The organism is Luteimonas sp. MC1782 (genome assembly GCF_014164605.1).
Lineage (GTDB): Bacteria > Pseudomonadota > Gammaproteobacteria > Xanthomonadales > Xanthomonadaceae > Luteimonas.
This window is the reverse complement of record NZ_JACJFT010000002.1, coordinates 133,346-151,866: the sequence shown is the minus strand read 5'-3', so window position 1 is coordinate 151,866 and position 18,521 is coordinate 133,346. Positions and strand designations below refer to the sequence as shown.

13 protein-coding genes are annotated in these 18,521 nt (G+C 67.5%); 7 read left to right on the top strand and 6 right to left on the bottom strand.

What is annotated here, in order from left to right; translation table 11 throughout:
• Positions 1–18: 18 nt before the first annotated feature.
• From H5368_RS10155 to acs, 3 genes are all read right to left on the bottom strand, one after another.
• Positions 19–4,983, bottom strand: a complete 4,965-nt coding sequence (locus H5368_RS10155; protein WP_182824239.1) for an RHS repeat-associated core domain-containing protein — start codon at positions 4,981–4,983, stop codon at positions 19–21.
• A 102-nt stretch (positions 4,984–5,085) separates the two neighbouring features.
• Positions 5,086–5,754 carry a response regulator transcription factor gene (locus tag H5368_RS10150; protein WP_182824237.1) on the bottom strand — a complete coding sequence of 223 codons (669 nt, stop codon included), beginning with the start codon at positions 5,752–5,754 and terminating at the stop codon, positions 5,086–5,088.
• Positions 5,755–5,800: 46 nt separating this feature from the next.
• Positions 5,801–7,744, bottom strand: a complete 1,944-nt coding sequence (gene acs / locus H5368_RS10145; protein WP_182824235.1) for an acetate--CoA ligase — start codon at positions 7,742–7,744, stop codon at positions 5,801–5,803.
• A 110-nt stretch (positions 7,745–7,854) separates the two neighbouring features.
• Between acs and H5368_RS10140 the strand changes: the two genes are divergently transcribed.
• From H5368_RS10140 to H5368_RS10115, 6 genes are all read left to right on the top strand, one after another.
• Positions 7,855–9,672, top strand: a complete 1,818-nt coding sequence (locus tag H5368_RS10140) for a putative nucleotidyltransferase substrate binding domain-containing protein (protein WP_182824233.1) — start codon at positions 7,855–7,857, stop codon at positions 9,670–9,672.
• A 1-nt stretch (position 9,673) separates the two neighbouring features.
• On the top strand, positions 9,674–10,303 hold the full coding sequence (locus H5368_RS10135) for an exonuclease domain-containing protein (protein ID WP_182824231.1): 630 nt from the start codon (positions 9,674–9,676) through the stop codon (positions 10,301–10,303).
• Positions 10,304–10,417: 114 nt separating this feature from the next.
• Positions 10,418–11,788: a DcaP family trimeric outer membrane transporter gene (locus tag H5368_RS10130; protein WP_182824229.1), complete on the top strand. Its 1,371-nt coding sequence runs from the start codon at positions 10,418–10,420 to the stop codon at positions 11,786–11,788.
• A gap of 28 nt (positions 11,789–11,816) precedes the next feature.
• Positions 11,817–12,074, top strand: a complete 258-nt coding sequence (locus tag H5368_RS10125; RefSeq protein WP_132985879.1) for a DUF4212 domain-containing protein — start codon at positions 11,817–11,819, stop codon at positions 12,072–12,074.
• A gap of 10 nt (positions 12,075–12,084) precedes the next feature.
• A complete protein-coding gene (locus H5368_RS10120) occupies positions 12,085–13,857 on the top strand; it encodes a sodium:solute symporter family protein (protein ID WP_182824227.1) in 1,773 nt (590 codons plus the stop codon).
• A gap of 136 nt (positions 13,858–13,993) precedes the next feature.
• Positions 13,994–14,509: a hypothetical protein gene (locus tag H5368_RS10115; RefSeq protein WP_182824225.1), complete on the top strand. Its 516-nt coding sequence runs from the start codon at positions 13,994–13,996 to the stop codon at positions 14,507–14,509.
• Between the two features lie 16 nt (positions 14,510–14,525).
• Here the strand turns inward: H5368_RS10115 and H5368_RS10110 are convergent, their stop codons facing one another.
• From H5368_RS10110 to H5368_RS10100, 3 genes are all read right to left on the bottom strand, one after another.
• On the bottom strand, positions 14,526–15,782 hold the full coding sequence (locus tag H5368_RS10110) for a putative Na+/H+ antiporter (RefSeq protein WP_182824223.1): 1,257 nt from the start codon (positions 15,780–15,782) through the stop codon (positions 14,526–14,528).
• An 81-nt stretch (positions 15,783–15,863) separates the two neighbouring features.
• Positions 15,864–16,148, bottom strand: a complete 285-nt coding sequence (locus tag H5368_RS10105) for a hypothetical protein (RefSeq protein WP_255486506.1) — start codon at positions 16,146–16,148, stop codon at positions 15,864–15,866.
• 170 nt (positions 16,149–16,318) lie between these two features.
• Positions 16,319–17,527 carry a fatty acid desaturase gene (locus tag H5368_RS10100; protein WP_182824218.1) on the bottom strand — a complete coding sequence of 403 codons (1,209 nt, stop codon included), beginning with the start codon at positions 17,525–17,527 and terminating at the stop codon, positions 16,319–16,321.
• A gap of 143 nt (positions 17,528–17,670) precedes the next feature.
• On the opposite strand from H5368_RS10100, the gene mutM reads away from it, so the two are divergent.
• Complete coding sequence (gene mutM, locus H5368_RS10095; RefSeq protein WP_182824216.1) at positions 17,671–18,498, top strand: bifunctional DNA-formamidopyrimidine glycosylase/DNA-(apurinic or apyrimidinic site) lyase; 828 nt, start codon at positions 17,671–17,673, stop codon at positions 18,496–18,498.
• Positions 18,499–18,521: the final 23 nt, after the last annotated feature.

Sequence of the window (18,521 nt, the reverse complement as noted above, 5' to 3'; positions counted from 1 at the left end):
GAGCTGCCACAAGAGATGCTACTCCATGCATCCATCGCATTCGAAATTTCCTCGCTCCGTGAAGTGAATTCTTCTATATGCGAACCCGTTCGCCATTCGCTCACGCACCGCACCCGGTGTTCCAACCCCCGCCTGCACGACATGTGCAAACTCGTGCAGCGCCGCGAATGTCAACGCACTAGAGCCGCCGACAAAGGAGGCATTGTGGTAGTCGAACATCTGCGTACTATCTGCAAATCTCCCGAAGTACCTTCCGACATTCACAACTTGTGGCAACGCGGGGTTGACATATGCCGCGGTCTTCTCACCCGATAGTTCCGGATCAGTGGGATTCCATTTCCACTCTGTTGAGTTCCAAGCGCCATTCAGAACTGGGTCTTTCGCCCTATCAATTCGTCCGCGCGCTCCTTCTATTCCTTTGTTCACATTCCCGACGATCTTCTGGTCATTTCGATCTGCGGCAGCTGGCACCCCGGACAAACTTTTTGATTCTGCCCGGGCGCCCGTCGGAATTGCTTTGGCGGTGGTCGCCATAGCTGCCATGCCAGCTGCACCGCCGCAAATCATAGAGCCGGTGGCTCTAGCGCATCTTCCATCCGGGTCGATGAATCGATAGGGATTGCTGTTTGCATACCGATACCGATTGAACTGCACCACGGGGCTGCTGTATGCCGTCACCGGATCGACGCTCAGGAACCTCCCGATCCCTGGATCGTAATAGCGCTGCTGCATCTGCACCAATCCCGTCGCTGCATCCTCCACGTGGCCTGTATACCCCGGTCCGTCATGCACCGGCCGGTTCAGCACCTTCCCGTACGGCTCATATTCTGTCGTCTCCAACGCCGTGCCGGCCTCGTTTGTCACCACTACAGGGCTCCCCAGCGCGTCGGTGTGCTGGTATTTCAGGCTTGCGGCACCTCCGCCGATCGGCTCATCGCGGATCGCCACCAGGCTTCCGCCCAGGTACAGGTAGTCGCTCTGCTGCCCTGTACGGTCGCTCTTCTGGTACATCAGCCGGCCATCCTGGCCATACATGGACAGCACCGTGCCGGTCGCGAACTGCATCGCCAGCACCCGCCGCCCGTGGGCGTCGTAGCGATAGCGCTCCACCCCGTCCACTTCGCGCAGCCGGTTGCCGTAGTCGAACCGGTAGTGCTGCCCGTTCTTGTTCTCAAGGTTGCCCTGTACGTCGTAGCCCAGGCCGTGCACCGTGCTCCCGCCGCCACTGCAGGCCGCCGTCCTGATGCTGGTGAGCTGCCCGTTGTCGTAGCAGTAGTAGTGGTCGCGCGCCGCCGTGCCGCCGATCTTCACCCGGGTCAGGTCGTCGAGCACGTTGTAGGTGTAAGTCGCCCCCGCCGCCCCATACATGTTCGAGGCCACGGCTTGCAGCCGGTCCAGCCCGTCGTAGGTCATGGTGCGGGTGCGCCGGCCACTGCCGCCGAGCCGGTTGTCCACAATGGAGGTGACGTTGCCGTTGCCGTCGTACGCGTAGGCGTCGTCGAGATGATCGGCACCACCTTTGCGCATCCAGCTCCGGCGCGGCAGTTGGCGGTCATTCTGGTCCATCGTGTGCTCGATGCCATTGCCATAGACGAACCGCTCGGCCGCACCGTTGGGGTGATAGGTCACTTGGCTGGCGTAAGGCGTGCCGCCGCTCGGGACCAACGCCGAGGGTTGGCCCAGCGCGTTCAACGTGTAGTCCACGGCGTTGCCGCTCGGGTAGGTGGTCTTTTTCACGTGGCCGTTGCCGTCGTAGGCGTGGTCGACCGTGAACGTGTACCAGGCCGGCACCGCCACGGTCTCCGCCTCCAGCAGGCCGCGCTTGTTGTAGATGTAGACGTTGATCGTCTCCTTGGCCTCGGCCCCCGGGAAGCCGATGTTCCAGGTGGTCACCTTGCTCGGCTGGCCGCTGGGCCAGTACGCCCAGTCCTGGTCGCCATTGCCGTCCGGAAACGAGAGACTTTTCAGCCGATTCCGGGCGTCGTAGCTGCGCAGGGTGCGGGACGCAACAGGCACGCTGCCGTAGCTGCAGAGGCTGGTTCCTCCGATGCTCATGCCGCTGGCAGACCATGCAACATTGCCGGCGGCATCGTGCTCCATCACGGTCGAACCGGTCTCCGGCTCCACCGTCCTGCACAATTCCTGGGTGTCGCCCCGGTAGACCAGGTTGCGCGTGGTCGCAAGCGCGCCGAGTAGATCGCGCCGGACAATAGCGGTGGGTTTGCCGAAGGCGTCGCGGGCGATGTCGGTATACGCGCCCTCCGGGTGCGCAATCGCCATCGGGTACTCCGTGGTCGGCTGGTCCCAAGCCAGGAAGCTCGTCGTCGTGACTGTATTGTTGGGACTGGTGACCTGCTGCCGGAAGCCGGCCAGGTAGTCGACCTTCGTCAGGAAGACGCCGTTCGTCGCGCCCGGGTCCGTGCTGGGCACGCTGGTTTCGGTAGCGCGGCCCAGGGCGTCATATCGGGTCGTGGTGCCGTTGGCCACGGTGCTCCAGTTTGTGGTCGTGCGCAGCGGGTACGACTGGAACGCCAGCCGGCCGGCGGCGTCGTAGCGCCTGACCAGCAGCGTGCGCGTATTGGCCGGATCGGCGTTGTCGTACGTCTCCTCGATTACCGCGCGCCAAAGCGCGTCGTACCGGATTACCTTCCGGGCATTCCCTGTGCTGACGGTGTGCACCCAGTGGTTGGCCGGCAGCCCGTAGGCGGCCGCCCCGGTCGGTCCGAACGCGGAGGTGGTCGCGGTCCACGTGACGCCGAACGCCGGGTCCTCGGTGGGATAGTTCACCCGGGTCAGCCGGCCCATGGTGCCGTCGTACTGGTATCCCGTCGTTGCGCCGCTCTCGTCGGTGACCGAGGTGATCCAGCCGTTGCCGTCCACCACCGCGGACTGCGTGGCGCCTGCCGGCACTTCCAGCGTGCCCGGATGGCGGACCAGAGTTGGTACGCCGCGCATCCAGTACGAGAGCTGCGTCGCGTTGCCTCCGCCGTCGGCCACTGACACCAGCGTCCCGGCCTGGTCGGTGCCGGTGGCACCATTCCAGACGTAGCTGCGTTTCAGCTTGCCGAAGGCGTACTCGTGTTCCGGCAGCGCGAACGTGGCGTTGTACGTGGTTCTCGACAGCTCCATCCCGCCGGGCCAGGTGCTGTTGATGCAGGACGCGGGCGCAACGCACGTGATCGACGCGACCTGGCCGAGAATCCATTTTTCCGTCTGATGGAAGTAGCTCGTGACCGCGGTCCGCGCATGCGTAGGCGACGACGAGCTCGACTTCGTTGTCCTGGTCGGATTTCCGTAAACATCGAAACAGTAGACACTCGCGCCTTGACATCCCGTGTTCACCGCCATGGTGAACGTGACGCCGTCCTGGACGATGGTCTGGCTGGTCACGGGTCGCACCGCTGCCGTGGACCGGTCGTCGCCGTTGATGATCAATCCGTAGCGCAGGAAGAAGGTCTGCGCCACAGCGTCCGCCTCGGTCATGTAGGTGGTCGTCTCGACGCGCTTGACCGCACCCAATTGATCGCGGACGGTCGTGCCGAGCAGGCGTCCCTCATTCAAGGCGTACAGGAATCCGTAGCGGTATTCCCGCGTCGTGGCGTCCGGGTTGGTCACGGTGACCAACTTTTCGGTGGGGCACGATGCGCATGGATAGACCGCCGGGCTGCCCCTGTTGCCCCAGAGCGCCTGGTTGGAACCGCCGTACTCGTAGCTCCACGTCCTTGCCACCAGTGCGGGTCCAGCCAGCGTCTTGGTGGCGAGGCTCATCACGTCGAAGTAGTTCGGCGTGTTCAGGACGTAATAGTAGGTATCCCAGTTCGGATCTTCCGAGACCCCCTGGAGGCACTCGCTCGCATGGATGCCTGCCCGGAAGTGGCGCTTATTGTGGAACTGGAATGCGCCGGACGCCCCGCTCGGATGGGTGACCGTCACGCCGAAGTCTGCGACGTATCTGGCTGGCCTGATACTGCAGCTCGCGTTCGAGCCGCCGTCCCATGGCGCCTCTTCGAGGGGCTTCAGTGTCCCGGTATAGGCGTACTGCCACGATTCAGCACCTGTACCCGGAAGCACGACTGTCTTGAGCATGCCCGCATACGCACCTGTCCAGTATTCGTACCGCCACACCCGTCCGTTCGCCATTGCGCTGGACAGGCGCCCGCTGACGTACGTGAGCGTGATGGCGCGCCCGTCGCTCGAATCGATGCTCGTCGGATTACCGTCGGCGTTGTAGGTGTAGTTGACCGTATTGCCGAAGCGATCCTCCACCCTGCTCGCCACCAGGTAGTACCTGTTGCGCGCCACGCTGTGCGTCCGGTTACCCACCGTCCGCGTCATGGATCCCATCCAGCGGGAGTAGGCCCGGTCGAAGTAGTAGCGCAGGCCGGAGGTGGTCTCCATCATGAAACCCTCGCCGCCCAGGGCGGTCCCGGGCTGCATCGGGATGCAAGAGAACATATCGCGCTCGCGCGTCGTCCACCGACGCTCACCTCCGCCGGACGGCTTGGGCACACTGGCCTCCATCCGCAGCATCGTGCGCGAGCCGCCGCCCGGCACGTGGATGGAATTGCCCTGCCAGAACTCGGTGGGTTCGAAGCCTGGTGCGTGCGGAGTCGTACCGACCGAACAGCGGTTCGGCGCCCAGGCACTCCCGGACACGTACGACCCCGAGATATGGGGGATCTCCACGTTCCAGTTGCCCGCCCCCAAAAGATCCCCGCTAGACGCGCCGGAGGTGGACTGAGGCTCCAGCGTGATCGGGAGCCGGCGTGACAGTTGCACAGGCAATGTGTTGTTGCCTGGCAAATCGATGTCGGTGACGGTGAACTCGGTCGCACCGTTGTAGAGACTGACGCTGTCGCCCATCAGCTCGTCCGTGAGCGCGGTGATGGTCTGCGACGACTCGACGCGCTTGCGGTACTCCATGTGCGGCTCGATGGCGATCGCCTGCGCAGCAACAAGACATGCGCCCGCAGCAAGTGCCACGCGGAGTCCTTTTCCGATGTGTCTGATTCCCTTCCCCTTCAGCAACACGAGATCGCGATTTCCCACTCGAGCCAGCCCTGATGGCGCTTCAGGGCCTTTTGACTAAACCCCCTCTTCCGGCTGCGGCTTGATGCTGCCCGGGTCCAACGCCAGCCGGCCGGCCACCAGCACCGCCTGGGTGCGGTTGCTGGCGCCGAGCTTGCGCAGGATCGCGGTCATGTGCGCCTTGATGGTGGCCTCGGACACGCCGAGCTCGTAGCCGATCTGCTTGTTGAGCAGGCCCGCGCCGAGCATCTGCAGCACTCGGAACTGTTGCGGGGTGAGGTCGGCGACGCGGCGTGCGGCGTCGTGCTCGTCGGCGCCGGCGGCAGGCGCCGCACGCGCCGCGACGGGCGCCCAGCGGTCGCCGTCGAGCACGGCGGTGATGGCCTGGCCGAGGGTGCCGGCATCGGCCGACTTGGGGATGAAGCCCATCGCGCCGTGATCCAGCGCGCGGCGCATCACGTCGGGTTCCTCGCGCGCCGACACCACCACGATCGGCAGCTCCGGATGCTGGGCGCGCAGGTGCACCAGCGCACTGAAGCCGTGTGCGCCGGGCATGTTGAGGTCGAGCAGCAGCAGGTCGGCGTCGGCCTCGGCCTCGACCATCGCGTACAGCGCCTCGACGCTGTCCGCCTCGCGCAGCGTGGCCGCGGGCAGCACCCGCGCCACGACGCCGCGCAGCGCCTCGCGGAACAGCGGGTGGTCGTCCGCGATGAGCAGGGTGGTCACGTGGCGGGGGGTGCTTCGGTCATGGCGGCGGTGGGCCTGGGTCAGGTCACGGCTGCCGGCGGTTGCCGAGCAGCGCATCGACGACCGACGGATCCGCCAGCGTGCTGGTGTCGCCCAGCTGGTCCGGCGCGTTCTCGGCGATCTTGCGCAGGATGCGGCGCATGATCTTGCCGGAGCGCGTCTTGGGCAGCGCGGTGGCCCACTGCAGGAAGTCGGGCGAGGCGATCGGGCCGATCTCGCGGCGCACGTGTGCCACCAGCTCCTTCAGCAGCGCGTCGCTCTCCACCTCGCCCGCCACCAGGGTGACGTAGGCGTAGATGCCCTGGCCCTTGATGTCGTGCGGGAAGCCGACCACCGCGGCCTCGGCGACCTTGGGGTGCAGCACCAGCGCGCTCTCGACTTCGGCGGTGCCGATGCGGTGGCCGCTGACGTTGATCACGTCGTCGACGCGCCCGGTGATCCAGTAGTCGCCGTCGGCATCGCGGCGGCAGCCGTCGCCGGTGAAATAGGTGCCGGGATAGGTGCTGAAGTAGGTCTCGATGAAGCGCGGGTGGTCGCCGTACACGGTGCGCATCTGGCCCGGCCAGGAATCGAGGATCACCAGGTTGCCCTCGCCTTCGCCCTCGATGATCTCGCCGCTGGCATCCACCAGCGCCGGGCGCACGCCGAAGAACGGCCGCGTGGCGGCGCCGGGCTTGGTGTCGATGGCGCCGGGCAGCGGCGAAATCATGATGCCGCCGGTCTCGGTCTGCCACCAGGTGTCGACGATCGGGCAGCGGCCGTCGCCGACGACATCGTTGTACCAGCGCCAGGCTTCGGGATTGATCGGCTCGCCGACGCTGCCCAGCAGGCGCAGCGACGCGCGCGACGTGCGCTTGACCGGGGCCTCGCCCTCGCGCATCAGCGCGCGGATCGCGGTCGGCGCGGTGTAGAAGATCGTGACCTTGTGCTTGTCGATGACCTGCCAGAAGCGCGAGGCGTCCGGATGGCTGGGGATGCCCTCGAAGATGAGCGAGGTGGCGCCGTTGGCGAGCGGCCCGTAGACGATGTAGCTGTGGCCGGTGACCCAGCCGACGTCGGCGGTGCACCAGTAGACGTCGCTTTCCTTGATGTCGAACACGCACTCGTGGGTGTACGCCGCGAACAGCAGGTAGCCGCCGGTGGTGTGCAGCACGCCCTTGGGCTTGCCGGTGGAACCCGAGGTGTAGAGGATGAACAGCGGGTCCTCGGCGTTCATGCGCTCCGGCTCGCAGGTGTCGGGCTGGCTGTCGACCACGGCGTCGTACCAGCGGTCGCGCGGCATCTGCATGTCCACCGCGCCGCCGGTGTGGCGCACCACCAGCACGGTCTCGACGGTGGTGGTGCCAGGCATCTTCAGCGCGGCATCGACATTGGCCTTGAGCGGCACCGTCTTGCCGCCACGCCGGCCTTCGTCGGCGGTGATCACGAGCCTCGAGCCGCAGTTGCCGATGCGGTCCGCGATGGAGTTCGGCGAGAAGCCTCCGAACACCACCGTGTGCACCGCGCCGATGCGTGCGCAGGCGAGCATGGCCACCGCCGCCTCGACGATCATCGGCAGGTAGATGGTGATGCGGTCACCCTTGGCGATGCCGAGGTTGCGCAGCGCATTGGCCAGCCGGCACACGCGCGCATGCAGCTCGCGGTAGCTGACGCGCTGGGCGTCGCCATCGGGACTGTCGGGCTCGAAGATGAGCGCGGTCTTGTCGCCGCGCGTCGCGAGGTGGCGGTCGAGGCAGTTCACGCTCACGTTGAGTTCGCCATCGGCGAACCAGCGGATGCGGAAATCCTCACGGTCGAAGCTGACGTCGCGGATCTGCGTCGGCGGCGTCATCCACTCCAGGCGCTGCGCGATGCGGCCCCAGAACGCATCCGGGTCGCGGATCGACTCGGCGTAATCGCGCTCGTAATCGGCCTGCTTGACGTTGGCCTGCGCGGCGAAGGCTTCGGGAACGGGATAGACATCGGACATGGGAGCGCATCCTCTGGAACGTGGCCGCTCCAGTCTGCCGCATTGCAACGCAACGCGTTTTAGACCTTGGTCTATTCCGTCACCGCCGCGAGGCGCCGCACAATGCGCCCATGGACCCCGTCCCCGGCCTGGACCTGAGCCTGCCGCCGTTCGACCTGCTCGACGACGCGGGGCGCCGGCGGCTGCAGGCGAGTGTCGACATCGGCTTCCATCCCGGGGGAACCACCCTGATCGAAGCGGGCAAGCCCTCGCCGCACGTCTTCATCATCCTCAAGGGTCTGGTCCACGCATTCCAGGTGGACGACCGTGGTCGCGAGGAACGCTTCGCCGACTACGGACCGGGGGACGTGATCGGCGCCTGGGCGGTCATGGCCGGGCGCGCGCGCCTGAGCTACCGCACCGAAGGCGACTGCCTGAGCCACCTGGTCCCGGCCGACACGTTCCGCCAGCTGCTGGCCGACAACCCGGGCGTCGCGGCGTACTTCAACGAGGGGCTCGCCACCAAGGGCCGGCTCTCAAGCGGCAGCGAACGCCGTGAAGCCGCCGAGCTGATGGTGATCCGGGTCGGGGAGGCCGACCTCGCCCCGCCGGAACGCGTCGACGCGACGACCAGCATCGCCGAGGCCAGCGCGCGCCTGCGCGAGCGGCGCGTGGACTGCCTGGTGGTCTACGACCGTGCACACGACACCCCGGGGATCGTCACCCGCACCGACCTGCTGGAAGCATTGACGGAGCAGCGCCTGCCACTGGACGCGCCGATCGGTCCGCTGGCCAGTCGCCCGCTGGCCACGATCGGCACCGGCGAAGTGCTGTTCCAGGCCCTGATCGACATGACCGAGCGCGAGATCGAGCGCGTGGTGGTCACAGAAGGCAGCCGGATCGCGGGGACCCTCGGCATGGCCGAGGTGCTGGCCCACTTCGCCAGCCACTCGCACCTGATCAGCCTGCGCCTGGCCCGCGCCCGCGACATCGACGCCATCGCCGACGCCGCGTCCGGCATGACCCGGCTGGTGCGCAGCCTGAATGTCAACGGCACGCGCATCCCGTACATGATGGAACTGGTCAGCGCGCTCAACAGCCGCATCATGGCCCGGATCTTCGAACTGATCGTCCCCGTGGAACAGCGCGATCGCATCTGCCTGCTGGTCATGGGCAGCGAGGGCCGCCGCGAGCAGCTGCTCAAGACCGACCAGGACAACGCGCTGGTGCTGGCCGACGACCTCGACTGGCCGGGGCTGGACGAGGCGATGGACCGGTTCAGCGCCGCCCTGGCGAAGGTCGGCTATCCGCCTTGCCCCGGCAGGGTGATGGTCGACAATCCACACTGGCGCATGCGCGCGGCCGAATGGCGCGGGCGCATCGGCCAGTGGAAGCACGTGCATGGCGGCCAGGGCGCGCTGGACCTGTCGATCGCGCTCGACGCGCGGCCGATCGCCGGCAACGTCGCGCTGTTCGCTCCGGTCAAGGATGCCCTGATGGCGCTGGGTGACGACGGGATCCTGCTCCACCACCTGGCGGCGGCGACGCTCGAGTTCGCAACCCCGCTGACGTTTTTCGGCCGGGTCAGGAACGATGGTGCCGGCACCGACATCAAGAAAGGTGGTGTCTTCCCGGTGGTGCACGGCCTGCGCTGCCTGGCACTGCGCCACGGCATCCGGGCCACCGCCAGCCGCGAGCGCTGCGCCGCGCTGGTCGAGTGCGGGGAGCTGTCGCCAGCGCTCGGTCGCGACCTGCCCCAGGCACTCAACGTGTTCCAGCACATGCGCCTGGATGCCCAGTTCGCCGCGCTGGCCGACGGTCGCGTCGCCGACAACCACATCGACCCCGCACGGCTGCGCCGGCTTGACCGCGAGCTGCTGCGCGACGCGCTGCACGTGGTGAAGGACTTCCGCGCCCATGTCGGCCAAAGCTTCCACCTGCGCGACTAGGATGCGGGCATTCCGTCGCTGGTGGCTGAAGCGGAAAGCCGGCGACGGCGAATGGGGCGGGCTGCTGCGACCTGCCCCGCCCGGCGAATGGGTCAGCCTCGACCTGGAAACCACCGGCCTGGACCCGAAGCGCGACCATATCCTCAGCCTTGCGGCTGTCCCCGTGCGCGATGGCCGGGTGCTGACGTCCGAGCGCTTCGAGCGTCGCATCCGGGCCGACCGCCAGTTCGGCATCGAGTCCATCCGCCACCACCACATCACCCCGGATGAAGCGGCCGAAGGAATCGCGGTCACCGGCGCGGTGCGCGATTTCCTGAACTGGCTGGAGGGGCGCGCCCTGCTCGGCTACCACCTCGGCTTCGACCTGGCGATGCTGTCGCCGCACGTGCGCGCGCTCACCGGCTTCGGGCTTCCCAATCCCCGCGTGGACCTGGCCGCTGCCTTCGCGGCGCGGGCGCGCCGCGCCCGGCCCGACGTGCCGCCCAACCTCGACTTCCAGCACATCGCCGACAGCCTCGGCGTGCCCGTGCTCGGCCGCCACAGCGCACTCGGCGACGCCGTCACCGTCGGCCTTTGCTGGCTGGCATTGCAGGCCCCGCGCGGGCCCGCGCCGGGCGATCGCGGCCGATAGCACCGACGTGCACCGGATGCAGGCGTATTCGACCAATGGCGAATAGGCGGGGGCTGGCCACCCAGTCAGGCTCGAGGGACCGCGCGCTGCGCGGGCATCCTGTGGGAGGGAGCGATGACGACGAAACGACGCAATTCACGGCGGTTGCTGGCAACCGCGATCCTGGTCGCGCTTGCGGCCCCCGGCACGGCCTTCGCGCAGACCGCCAAGGAAGTGGAGCTGGAAGCGCGGGTCGCGCAGCTTGAAGCACAGATCCAGACCCTGCTGCAGGGCCAGCAACGGCAGCAGGAAAGCATCGCCCAGGCGCAGACGCGGCTGGACGAGGTACAGGTGGCGCAGCCGGCGGCGAAGCCGGTGCAGTCCAAGCCGATCCTGGCCAACCCGGAAGCGGTGTTCACCTACGGCGGTTTCATCAAGTTCGACGCCATGGTCACCGACACCAGCGACGGCCCGATCGCCGAGGGTTCCGCGGGCCGCCTGTTCTACGTGCCGAGCACGATCCCGGTGACCGCCAATGGCGCCGAGCCCGACAGCGATCCCTACACCGACGTCCACGCTGCGTTCTCGCGGTTCTGGTTCGCGGCCGACCACGCCACCGACGGCGGCGACAAGTTCCGCGCCTACATCGAGGCCGACATGTACGGCGGCGGCAGCGCGAACCTCGGCAACGAGGTGAACACCAATACCCACGGCATCACCCTGCGCCAGGCCTTCGTGAGCTGGAACAACTGGTTGGCCGGCCAGACCTGGTCCAACTTCCAGGATGTGGCCGCGCTGCCGGAAGCCGTGGACTTCGTCGGCGTCACCGAAGGCACGACCTTCGTGCGCCAGGCGCAGCTCCGCTACACCAGCGGCCCGTTCTCGGTGGCACTGGAGAATCCGCATACCACGGTCAGCAGCATCACCAATGCCGCGCGCAACAACACCGGCGGCAGCGACACCCTGCCCGACCTGACCGCGCGCTACGTCATGAAGGGCGACTGGGGCCACTTCAGCGCCGCCGGCCTGCTGCGCCAGCTCAAGTCCGGGGACGAGACCGCCACCGGTGCCGCCGTCAGCCTTTCGGGCCGGTTCAATATCGGCGCCAACGACGACATCCGCTGGATGGCGAACTACGGCGACGGCATCGGGCGCTACCTTGGCTTCGGCCTGGGCGCCGACTCGGTGGTCGACGCCAACGGCAACCTGCACGCGCAGGGCGGTGCCGGCGGCTTTGTCGCCTGGCGCCATGCCTTCAACGGCCAGCTGCGCAGCAATCTGATGTATTCGGTGGCCGAGTTCGACAACGACCGCGGCCTCGCGGGCTGGGGGCCGGGCAGCTTCGCCGCCACCGAACGCGCGCAGTCGTTCCACGCCAACCTGATCTATTCGCCGTTCCCGAAGCTCGATATCGGCGCGGAAATCGGCTGGGGCGAGCGCGAGCTAGAGGACGACCGCAAGGGCGACCTCAAGCGTGTCCAGACCACCGTCAAGTACACCTTCTGATCGACCTGCCTGAGGGGAAAACACAGCCATGTCCGAGAAATCACCACAAAACTACTGGAAGGCCAACCTGCGGATCATCTTCATCTGCATGGGGATCTGGGCGCTGGTGTCGTACGGGTTCGGCATCATCCTGCGGCCGTTGCTCGCGGGCATCCGCATCGGTGGCACCGACCTGGGGTTCTGGTTCGCGCAGCAGGGTTCGATCCTGACCTTCATCGCGCTCATCGTTTTCTACACCTGGTACATGAACCGGCTCGATCGCGAGTACGACGTGGACGAGCAATAAGGGGCCGACCATGGATCAATTCACGCTCAACCTCATCTTCGTCGGCGGCTCGTTCCTGGTCTATATCGCGATCGCGATCTGGGCGCGGGCCGCCTCCACCTCCGAGTTCTACGCCGCGGGCCGCAGCGTCCACCCGGTCATGAACGGCATGGCGATCGCCGCTGACTGGATGTCCGCGGCCTCGTTCATCTCGATGGCGGGGCTTATCGCCTTTGTCGGCTACGGCAACTCCGCCTACCTGATGGGCTGGACCGGCGGCTATGTGCTGTTGGCGATGCTGCTGGCACCCTACCTGCGCAAGTTCGGCCGCTTCACCGTGCCCGAATTCATCGGCGACCGTTACTACAGCCGCACCGCGCGCCTGGTGGCGGTGGCGTCGCTGCTGATGATCTCGATCACCTACGTGATCGGGCAGATGACCGGCGCCGGCGTGGCGTTCTCGCGCTTCCTGGAGGTCGACACCAACACCGGCCTGTTGATCGCCTCGGCGGTGGTGTTCGTGTACGCGGTGCTGGGCGGCATGAAGGGCATCACCTACACCCAGGTGGCGCAGTACATCGTGCTGATCATCGCCTACACCATCCCGGCGGTGTTCATCTCGCTGCAGCTGACCGAGAACCCGATCCCGCAGCTGGGCCTGTTCTCCACCCATGTCGACAGCGGGATGCCGCTGCTGGCGAGGCTCGACCAGATCCTGGTGGACCTCGGCTTCAACGACTACACCGGGCTGCATGATTCCACCCTCAACATGACGCTGTTCACGCTGTCGCTGATGGTCGGCACCGCGGGCCTGCCGCACGTGATCGTCCGCTTCTTCACCGTGCCCAAGGTGTCCGATGCGCGCAAGTCGGCGGGCTGGGCGCTGGTGTTCATCGCCCTGCTCTACACCGTGGCCCCGGCGGTGGGCGCGATGGCACGCCTGAACATCCTGACCACGATCTACCCCCAGGGCACCCAGGCCCCGTCGCTCACCTATGAGGCGCGCCCGGACTGGATGCACAACTGGGAGAAGACCGGCCTGCTGGCGTTCGAGGACAAGAACGGCGACGGCATGATCCAGTCCTACAACGAGGCCAGCACCGAGTTCGCCGCGACCGCGGCCGAGCGCGGCTGGCAGGGCAACGAGATGGTCACCTTCAACCAGGACATCCTGGTGCTGGCGAATCCGGAGATCGCCGGCCTTCCCGGCTGGGTGATCGCCCTGATCGCCGCCGGCGGCCTCGCGGCGGCGCTGTCGACGGCGGCAGGCCTGCTGCTGGCGATCTCGTCGGCGGTGAGCCATGACCTGATCAAGCGCACGTTCAAGCCCGACATCACCGAGAAAGGGGAGCTGCTGGCCGCGCGCGTGTCGATGGCGGCTGCGATCGTGCTGGCCACCTGGCTCGGCATGAATCCACCTGGATTCGCCGCCCAGACCGTGGCATTCGCCTTCGGACTGGCGGCAAGCTCGCTGTTCCCGGCGATCATGATGGGCATCTTCTCGAGGAAGATGAACTCCACCGGCGCGGTCGTCGGCATGCTGGTCGGACTGGTCTCCACCAGCGTGTACCTGTTCACCTACAAGGGCTGGTTCTTCATCCCGGGGACCAACATGCTCGCCGACACACCGGAGAACTGGCTGTTCGGCATCTCGCCGCTGGCCTTCGGCGCGATCGGCGCGGCGCTCAACTTCGTCGCGGCCTACATCACGATGAAGATGACCAAGCCGGTGCCGGAGCACATCCAGCACCTCGTCGAGGACATCCGCGTGCCGCGTGGCGCGGGTGGGGCCATCGCCCACTGATCCACATGCTGGCGTGACACGGCGGCCCGCTCCCGGCGACGGGGCGGGCCGTCCTTCTTCCGGGGGACGCGATCCGGCGTTCCAGGCGACGACTACAATCCCCTTACATCCATCCGACACCGTATCGGGAGCCTCCATGCTGCTGGAGTTAATCGCCATCATCGCCGCCGGCTTCGGCCTGGCCGGCATCGCGCTCTCGCTCAACATCGCGTTGCGCAGGCGCCTTCCGCAGTGGATCGTGCCGGCCGCTGCGGGCGCCGGGATGCTGCTGATGGCGGTCTGGCTGGAGTACTCGTGGCTCGAACGGACCACCACCACCCTCCCTGACGGCGTCGAGGTCGCCTCCACCAACCAGGTGCGCTCCTGGTACCGGCCCTGGACCTACGCGGTACCTCTCACCAACCGACTGATCGCCGTCGACCACCGCTTCGACCGCCGCCATGCCGACATGCCGGGCCAGGTGCTGACGCGCGTCATCCTCGCGGGTCGCTGGGAGCCCATGCGCCAGTACGGCGTGGTGTTCGACTGCAACCTGCATCGCCGGGCCGACCTGCTCGACAAGGTCGAACTCGGTGACGGCGGGCAGCTGAAGAACGCGAAGTGGGTGCAGCTGCCGGCGGACGATCCGGTGCTGGACAACGCCTGCGGCTAACCGCAGGCGACGGGGCTCACAGCCAGCGCAGCGCCACGATCGCCACCAACGTGGGTGGCAGGGCCGCGAGCAGCAGGCCCAGCGGATGCACCGACTCGTCGTTGAAGTGGCGCCGCACGATCGACATGCCGGCCGGGTTGGGCGCGTTGGCGATCACCGTCAGGCCACCGCCGACCACCGCGCCGGCCACCAGCATGTACTTGAACTCGTCGCTGAGGCCCTCGACCAGGGAGCCGAGGTAGGTCAGCGCGGCGTTGTCGGTGATCGCGGTCAGCGCGGTCGCGCCGAAGAACACCGCGTCGCTGCTCATGCTCATCAGCAGCGGTTCCAGCCACCACTGCTGCATGCCGCCCAGCACCACCAGGCCGCCGAGGAAGAAGGCAACCAGCAGGCCCTCGCGCAGGATCAGGCGGTCCTGGTACTGGCGATACGCCGTGGCCACGCCGAGGAACAGCAGGAAGATGCCCATGAACACCGCCGGATGGTGCGCGAACACCACCAGTCCGAGCAGGAACAGCAGGTGCACGAACACCAGCGGGATCGACATCGGCGTCCGCGTTCCCTGCTCCGGCGAGGGCAGTTTGCCCAGCTCCTTGCGGAACACGAATACGACGAGGGCGGCGTTCACCACCACCGCGATCGCGGCCTTCCAACCGAAGTTCGCCATCATGAAGGCGAGGTCCCAGTTCCACTTGGCCGCCACCATCAGCACAGGCGGCGCCGCGAACGGGGTCAGCACGCCGCCGATCGAGACATTGACGAACAGCGTACCGAGCAGCGCGTACTTGACCCTGTTGGAGACGTTCACCGCATAGACGCGACGGCCCAGCATCATCGCTGCCAGCGTCATCGCCGCTGGCTCGGTGATGAACGAACCAAGGAGCGGCACCAGCGCGAGCACGCTGAAGCAGAACTCCAGGCCGTTGCGCCAGGGCAGGAGGCGCGCAAGCCCGTCGACCAGGTGGGTGGCCGCCCACAGGATCGGCCGCGTCCCGGCGATCACCATGATCGCGAACACGAACATGGGCTCCGTGAAGTTGCGTGAATCCACGTACGCGGTGGCATCGGCTACCCCCTCGAAGAGGGCGATGGCCATCACGAGCAGCATGGCCCAGAAGCCGAATACCACCTCCACCTCGCCCAGCAGATGCCAGCTGCCGGCGTGCACCGGCTGCCGGTTCGCCAAGCGCAGGAAGAACTTGGTGCTGAATGTGTGCACGATCGCGAAGGCGAACAGCACGGTGGCGACGATCTCGATCGTCGCCGGATTCATGGACAAATCGGCGCGCATCCCCGCATGCGGCCGATACTAGCAGTTGATCGCGGGGCGGGCAGGCTGCCCGTCAAGGGCCTTTCAGCGCTGCGGCGGCGCGCTCAGCTCGCGCGCGTCAAGGCTGCCGTTGCGGTCGACGTCCTGGCGGTTGAACGTGAGCGCGATGCGCGCGAGGTACTCGCTGCGCAGCACCGGCTTGCCCTTGCCACCCGGCAACTCCGCGGGCGAAAGCACGCCGTCGGCGTCGCGGTCCATGCCGTCGAAGCCGTAGCTCATCCACGCCTGGTACTCGGCAAGCGAGACGCGCCCGTTGGCATCGGTATCCATGCGCGCCAGGTACTCGCTGGTGGCGGTCACCTGCGCCATCGCCGGCGCCGCCCAGGCGGCCAGTGCGGCGCAAAGCACGCTGGCGGGTGTCGAAAAGGGACTTTTGCCGCGCCCTCCCGCGAGTGCGGGAAGAGCCACGAAAAAGCCCGGCCGTGGCCGGCCGGGCTTGTTGCTTGCGGGAATGCAGTCGGCCATGGCCGGGCGCAGGCTCAGGCGCGCGTCGGCTGCAGCGCGTAGCCCTTCAGCCGCGCCGAGTACTCCTGCAGCGCGCGGACGCCGCTGGCTTCCGCCTCGCGGCACCAGGACTGCAGGTTGGCCAGCGATTCCGCGGCGTCGTGCCCGCGCTGCTCGAGCAGGGCGGCCAGGCGCGCGCGATACTCCACCACGGTGCTGATGCGCGGACGCTCGGCGACCCAGTGCCGCAGCTGCTCGCGGGCAGCGTCATCGAGCCAGCGGCCGTCGTCGACCAGTCCCTTGCGCAGCTTGCGCGGCAGCAGCGCGCGCAACCGCGCACCGGCCGCGCGGGCTTCCTCGCGCAGCGCCGGGGCGAGCACGTGGTGCTGGTAGTCGGTCATGGCCTGGAAACGCAGCGCCAGCAGCGCCTTCAGCGTGTCGGTGTCGGGCGCGTTGATGTTGGGTCGCACGTCAAGCGACGGCGCCACGCGCAGCACCTTGGCCAGGCCGACCTTCTCCAGCGACTTGATCGCGATCCAGCCGATGTCCACTTCCCAGCGGCGCAGCGCGAACTTGGCCGAACTCGGGAACGCGTGGTGGTTGTTGTGCAGCTCTTCGCCACCGATCCACACGCCCCAGGGCGACAGGTTGGTGGCGGTATCGGTGGTCTCGAAGTTGCGATAGCCCCACCAGTGGCCGAGGCCGTTGACCACGCCGGCCGCCCAGAACGGGATCCACAGCATCTGGATGGCCCAGATGGCGACGCCGGCCGCGCCGAACAGCACGCCGTTGATGGCCAACAGCAGCACCGGGCCCATGGTGGCGTGCGGGGTGTAGAGCGTGCGCTCCAGCCAGTCGTCGGGGGTGCCGCGGCCGTACTGCTCCATGTCGGCGCGGTGCGTGCGCGCCTCGCGGTAGAGCTCGGCGCCCTTCCAGAACACTTCCTTGATGCCCTTGTGCATCGGGCTGTGCGGGTCTTCCTCGGTCTCGCACTTGGCGTGGTGCTTGCGGTGGATGGCCACCCATTCCCTGGTGATCATGGACGTGGTGAGCCACGTCCAGAAACGGAAGAAATGGTTGACCACGGGATGGAAATCCACACCGCGATGGGTCTGGCTGCGGTGCAGGAACAGAGTCACCGCGAAGATCGTCAGCTGCGTGCAGACCAGCATGTACAGGGCGAGGCCCCAGAAGCCGGACTGGACGAGTCCGCCGGCGAGGAAGTCGAGCAGGGAAGCAGGCATGGCACCGATCATCGTGGGGTGTACCGGGCCATGATGCGGTTCCGGCAGGGTGATTTCCAGCCCCGGGGCGGCGCATCGATGCGCGTGTTCACGTTGCACGTCAACAACTTGTGCGCGGCCAGGCGCGCCCCCACGCTGCCGGCATGCCCGAATTGCCGGAAGTCGAAACCACCCGCCGCGGCCTGGCGCCGCACCTCGAAGGCCGCAAGGTGCGTGCGGTCGTGCTGCGCAGGCCCGACCTGCGCTGGCCGATCCCCCCCGAGGTGGCTGCGCTGCTCCCGGGCCAGCGCATCGACAGCGTGCGCCGCCGCGCCAAGTACCTGCTGCTCGACACCGGGGCCGGCAGCGCCCTGCTGCACCTGGGCATGTCCGGCAGCCTGCGCGTGCTGCCCGCCGACACGCCACCGCGCCTGCACGACCATGTCGACATCGCGCTAGGCCATGACGCGGGCCAGCCGGAGCGCGTGCTGCGCTTCACCGACCCGCGCCGCTTCGGCTGCCTGCTCTGGCAACCGGCCGGCGAGCTGCACCCGCTGCTGCGGGGACTGGGCCCGGAGCCGCTGGGCGACGGCTTCGACGGTGATTACCTGTATGCGCGCAGCCGTGGCCGCAGGGTCGCCCTGAAGGCCTTCCTGATGGACCAGAAAGTGGTGGTGGGCGTGGGCAACATCTACGTGGCCGAGGCCCTGTTCGCCGCCGGCGTGTCGCCCATGCGCGCCGCCGGGCGCGTGTCGCGCGAGCGCTATGCCGCCATCGCCGCTGAAATCCGCGCGGTGCTGGCGCGCGCGATCGCCCGCGGCGGCACCACGCTGCGGGATTTCCTCGCGCCCGACGGCGCACCCGGCTACTTCGAACAGGAACTGTCGGCGTACGGCCGCGGCGGCGAACCCTGCCTGCGCTGCGGCCGGCCGCTGCGGCACGCCATGGTGGTCCAGCGGGCCACCGTCTGGTGCGGCCACTGCCAGCGCTGAGCCGAGGCGCTATGATCGCCGCT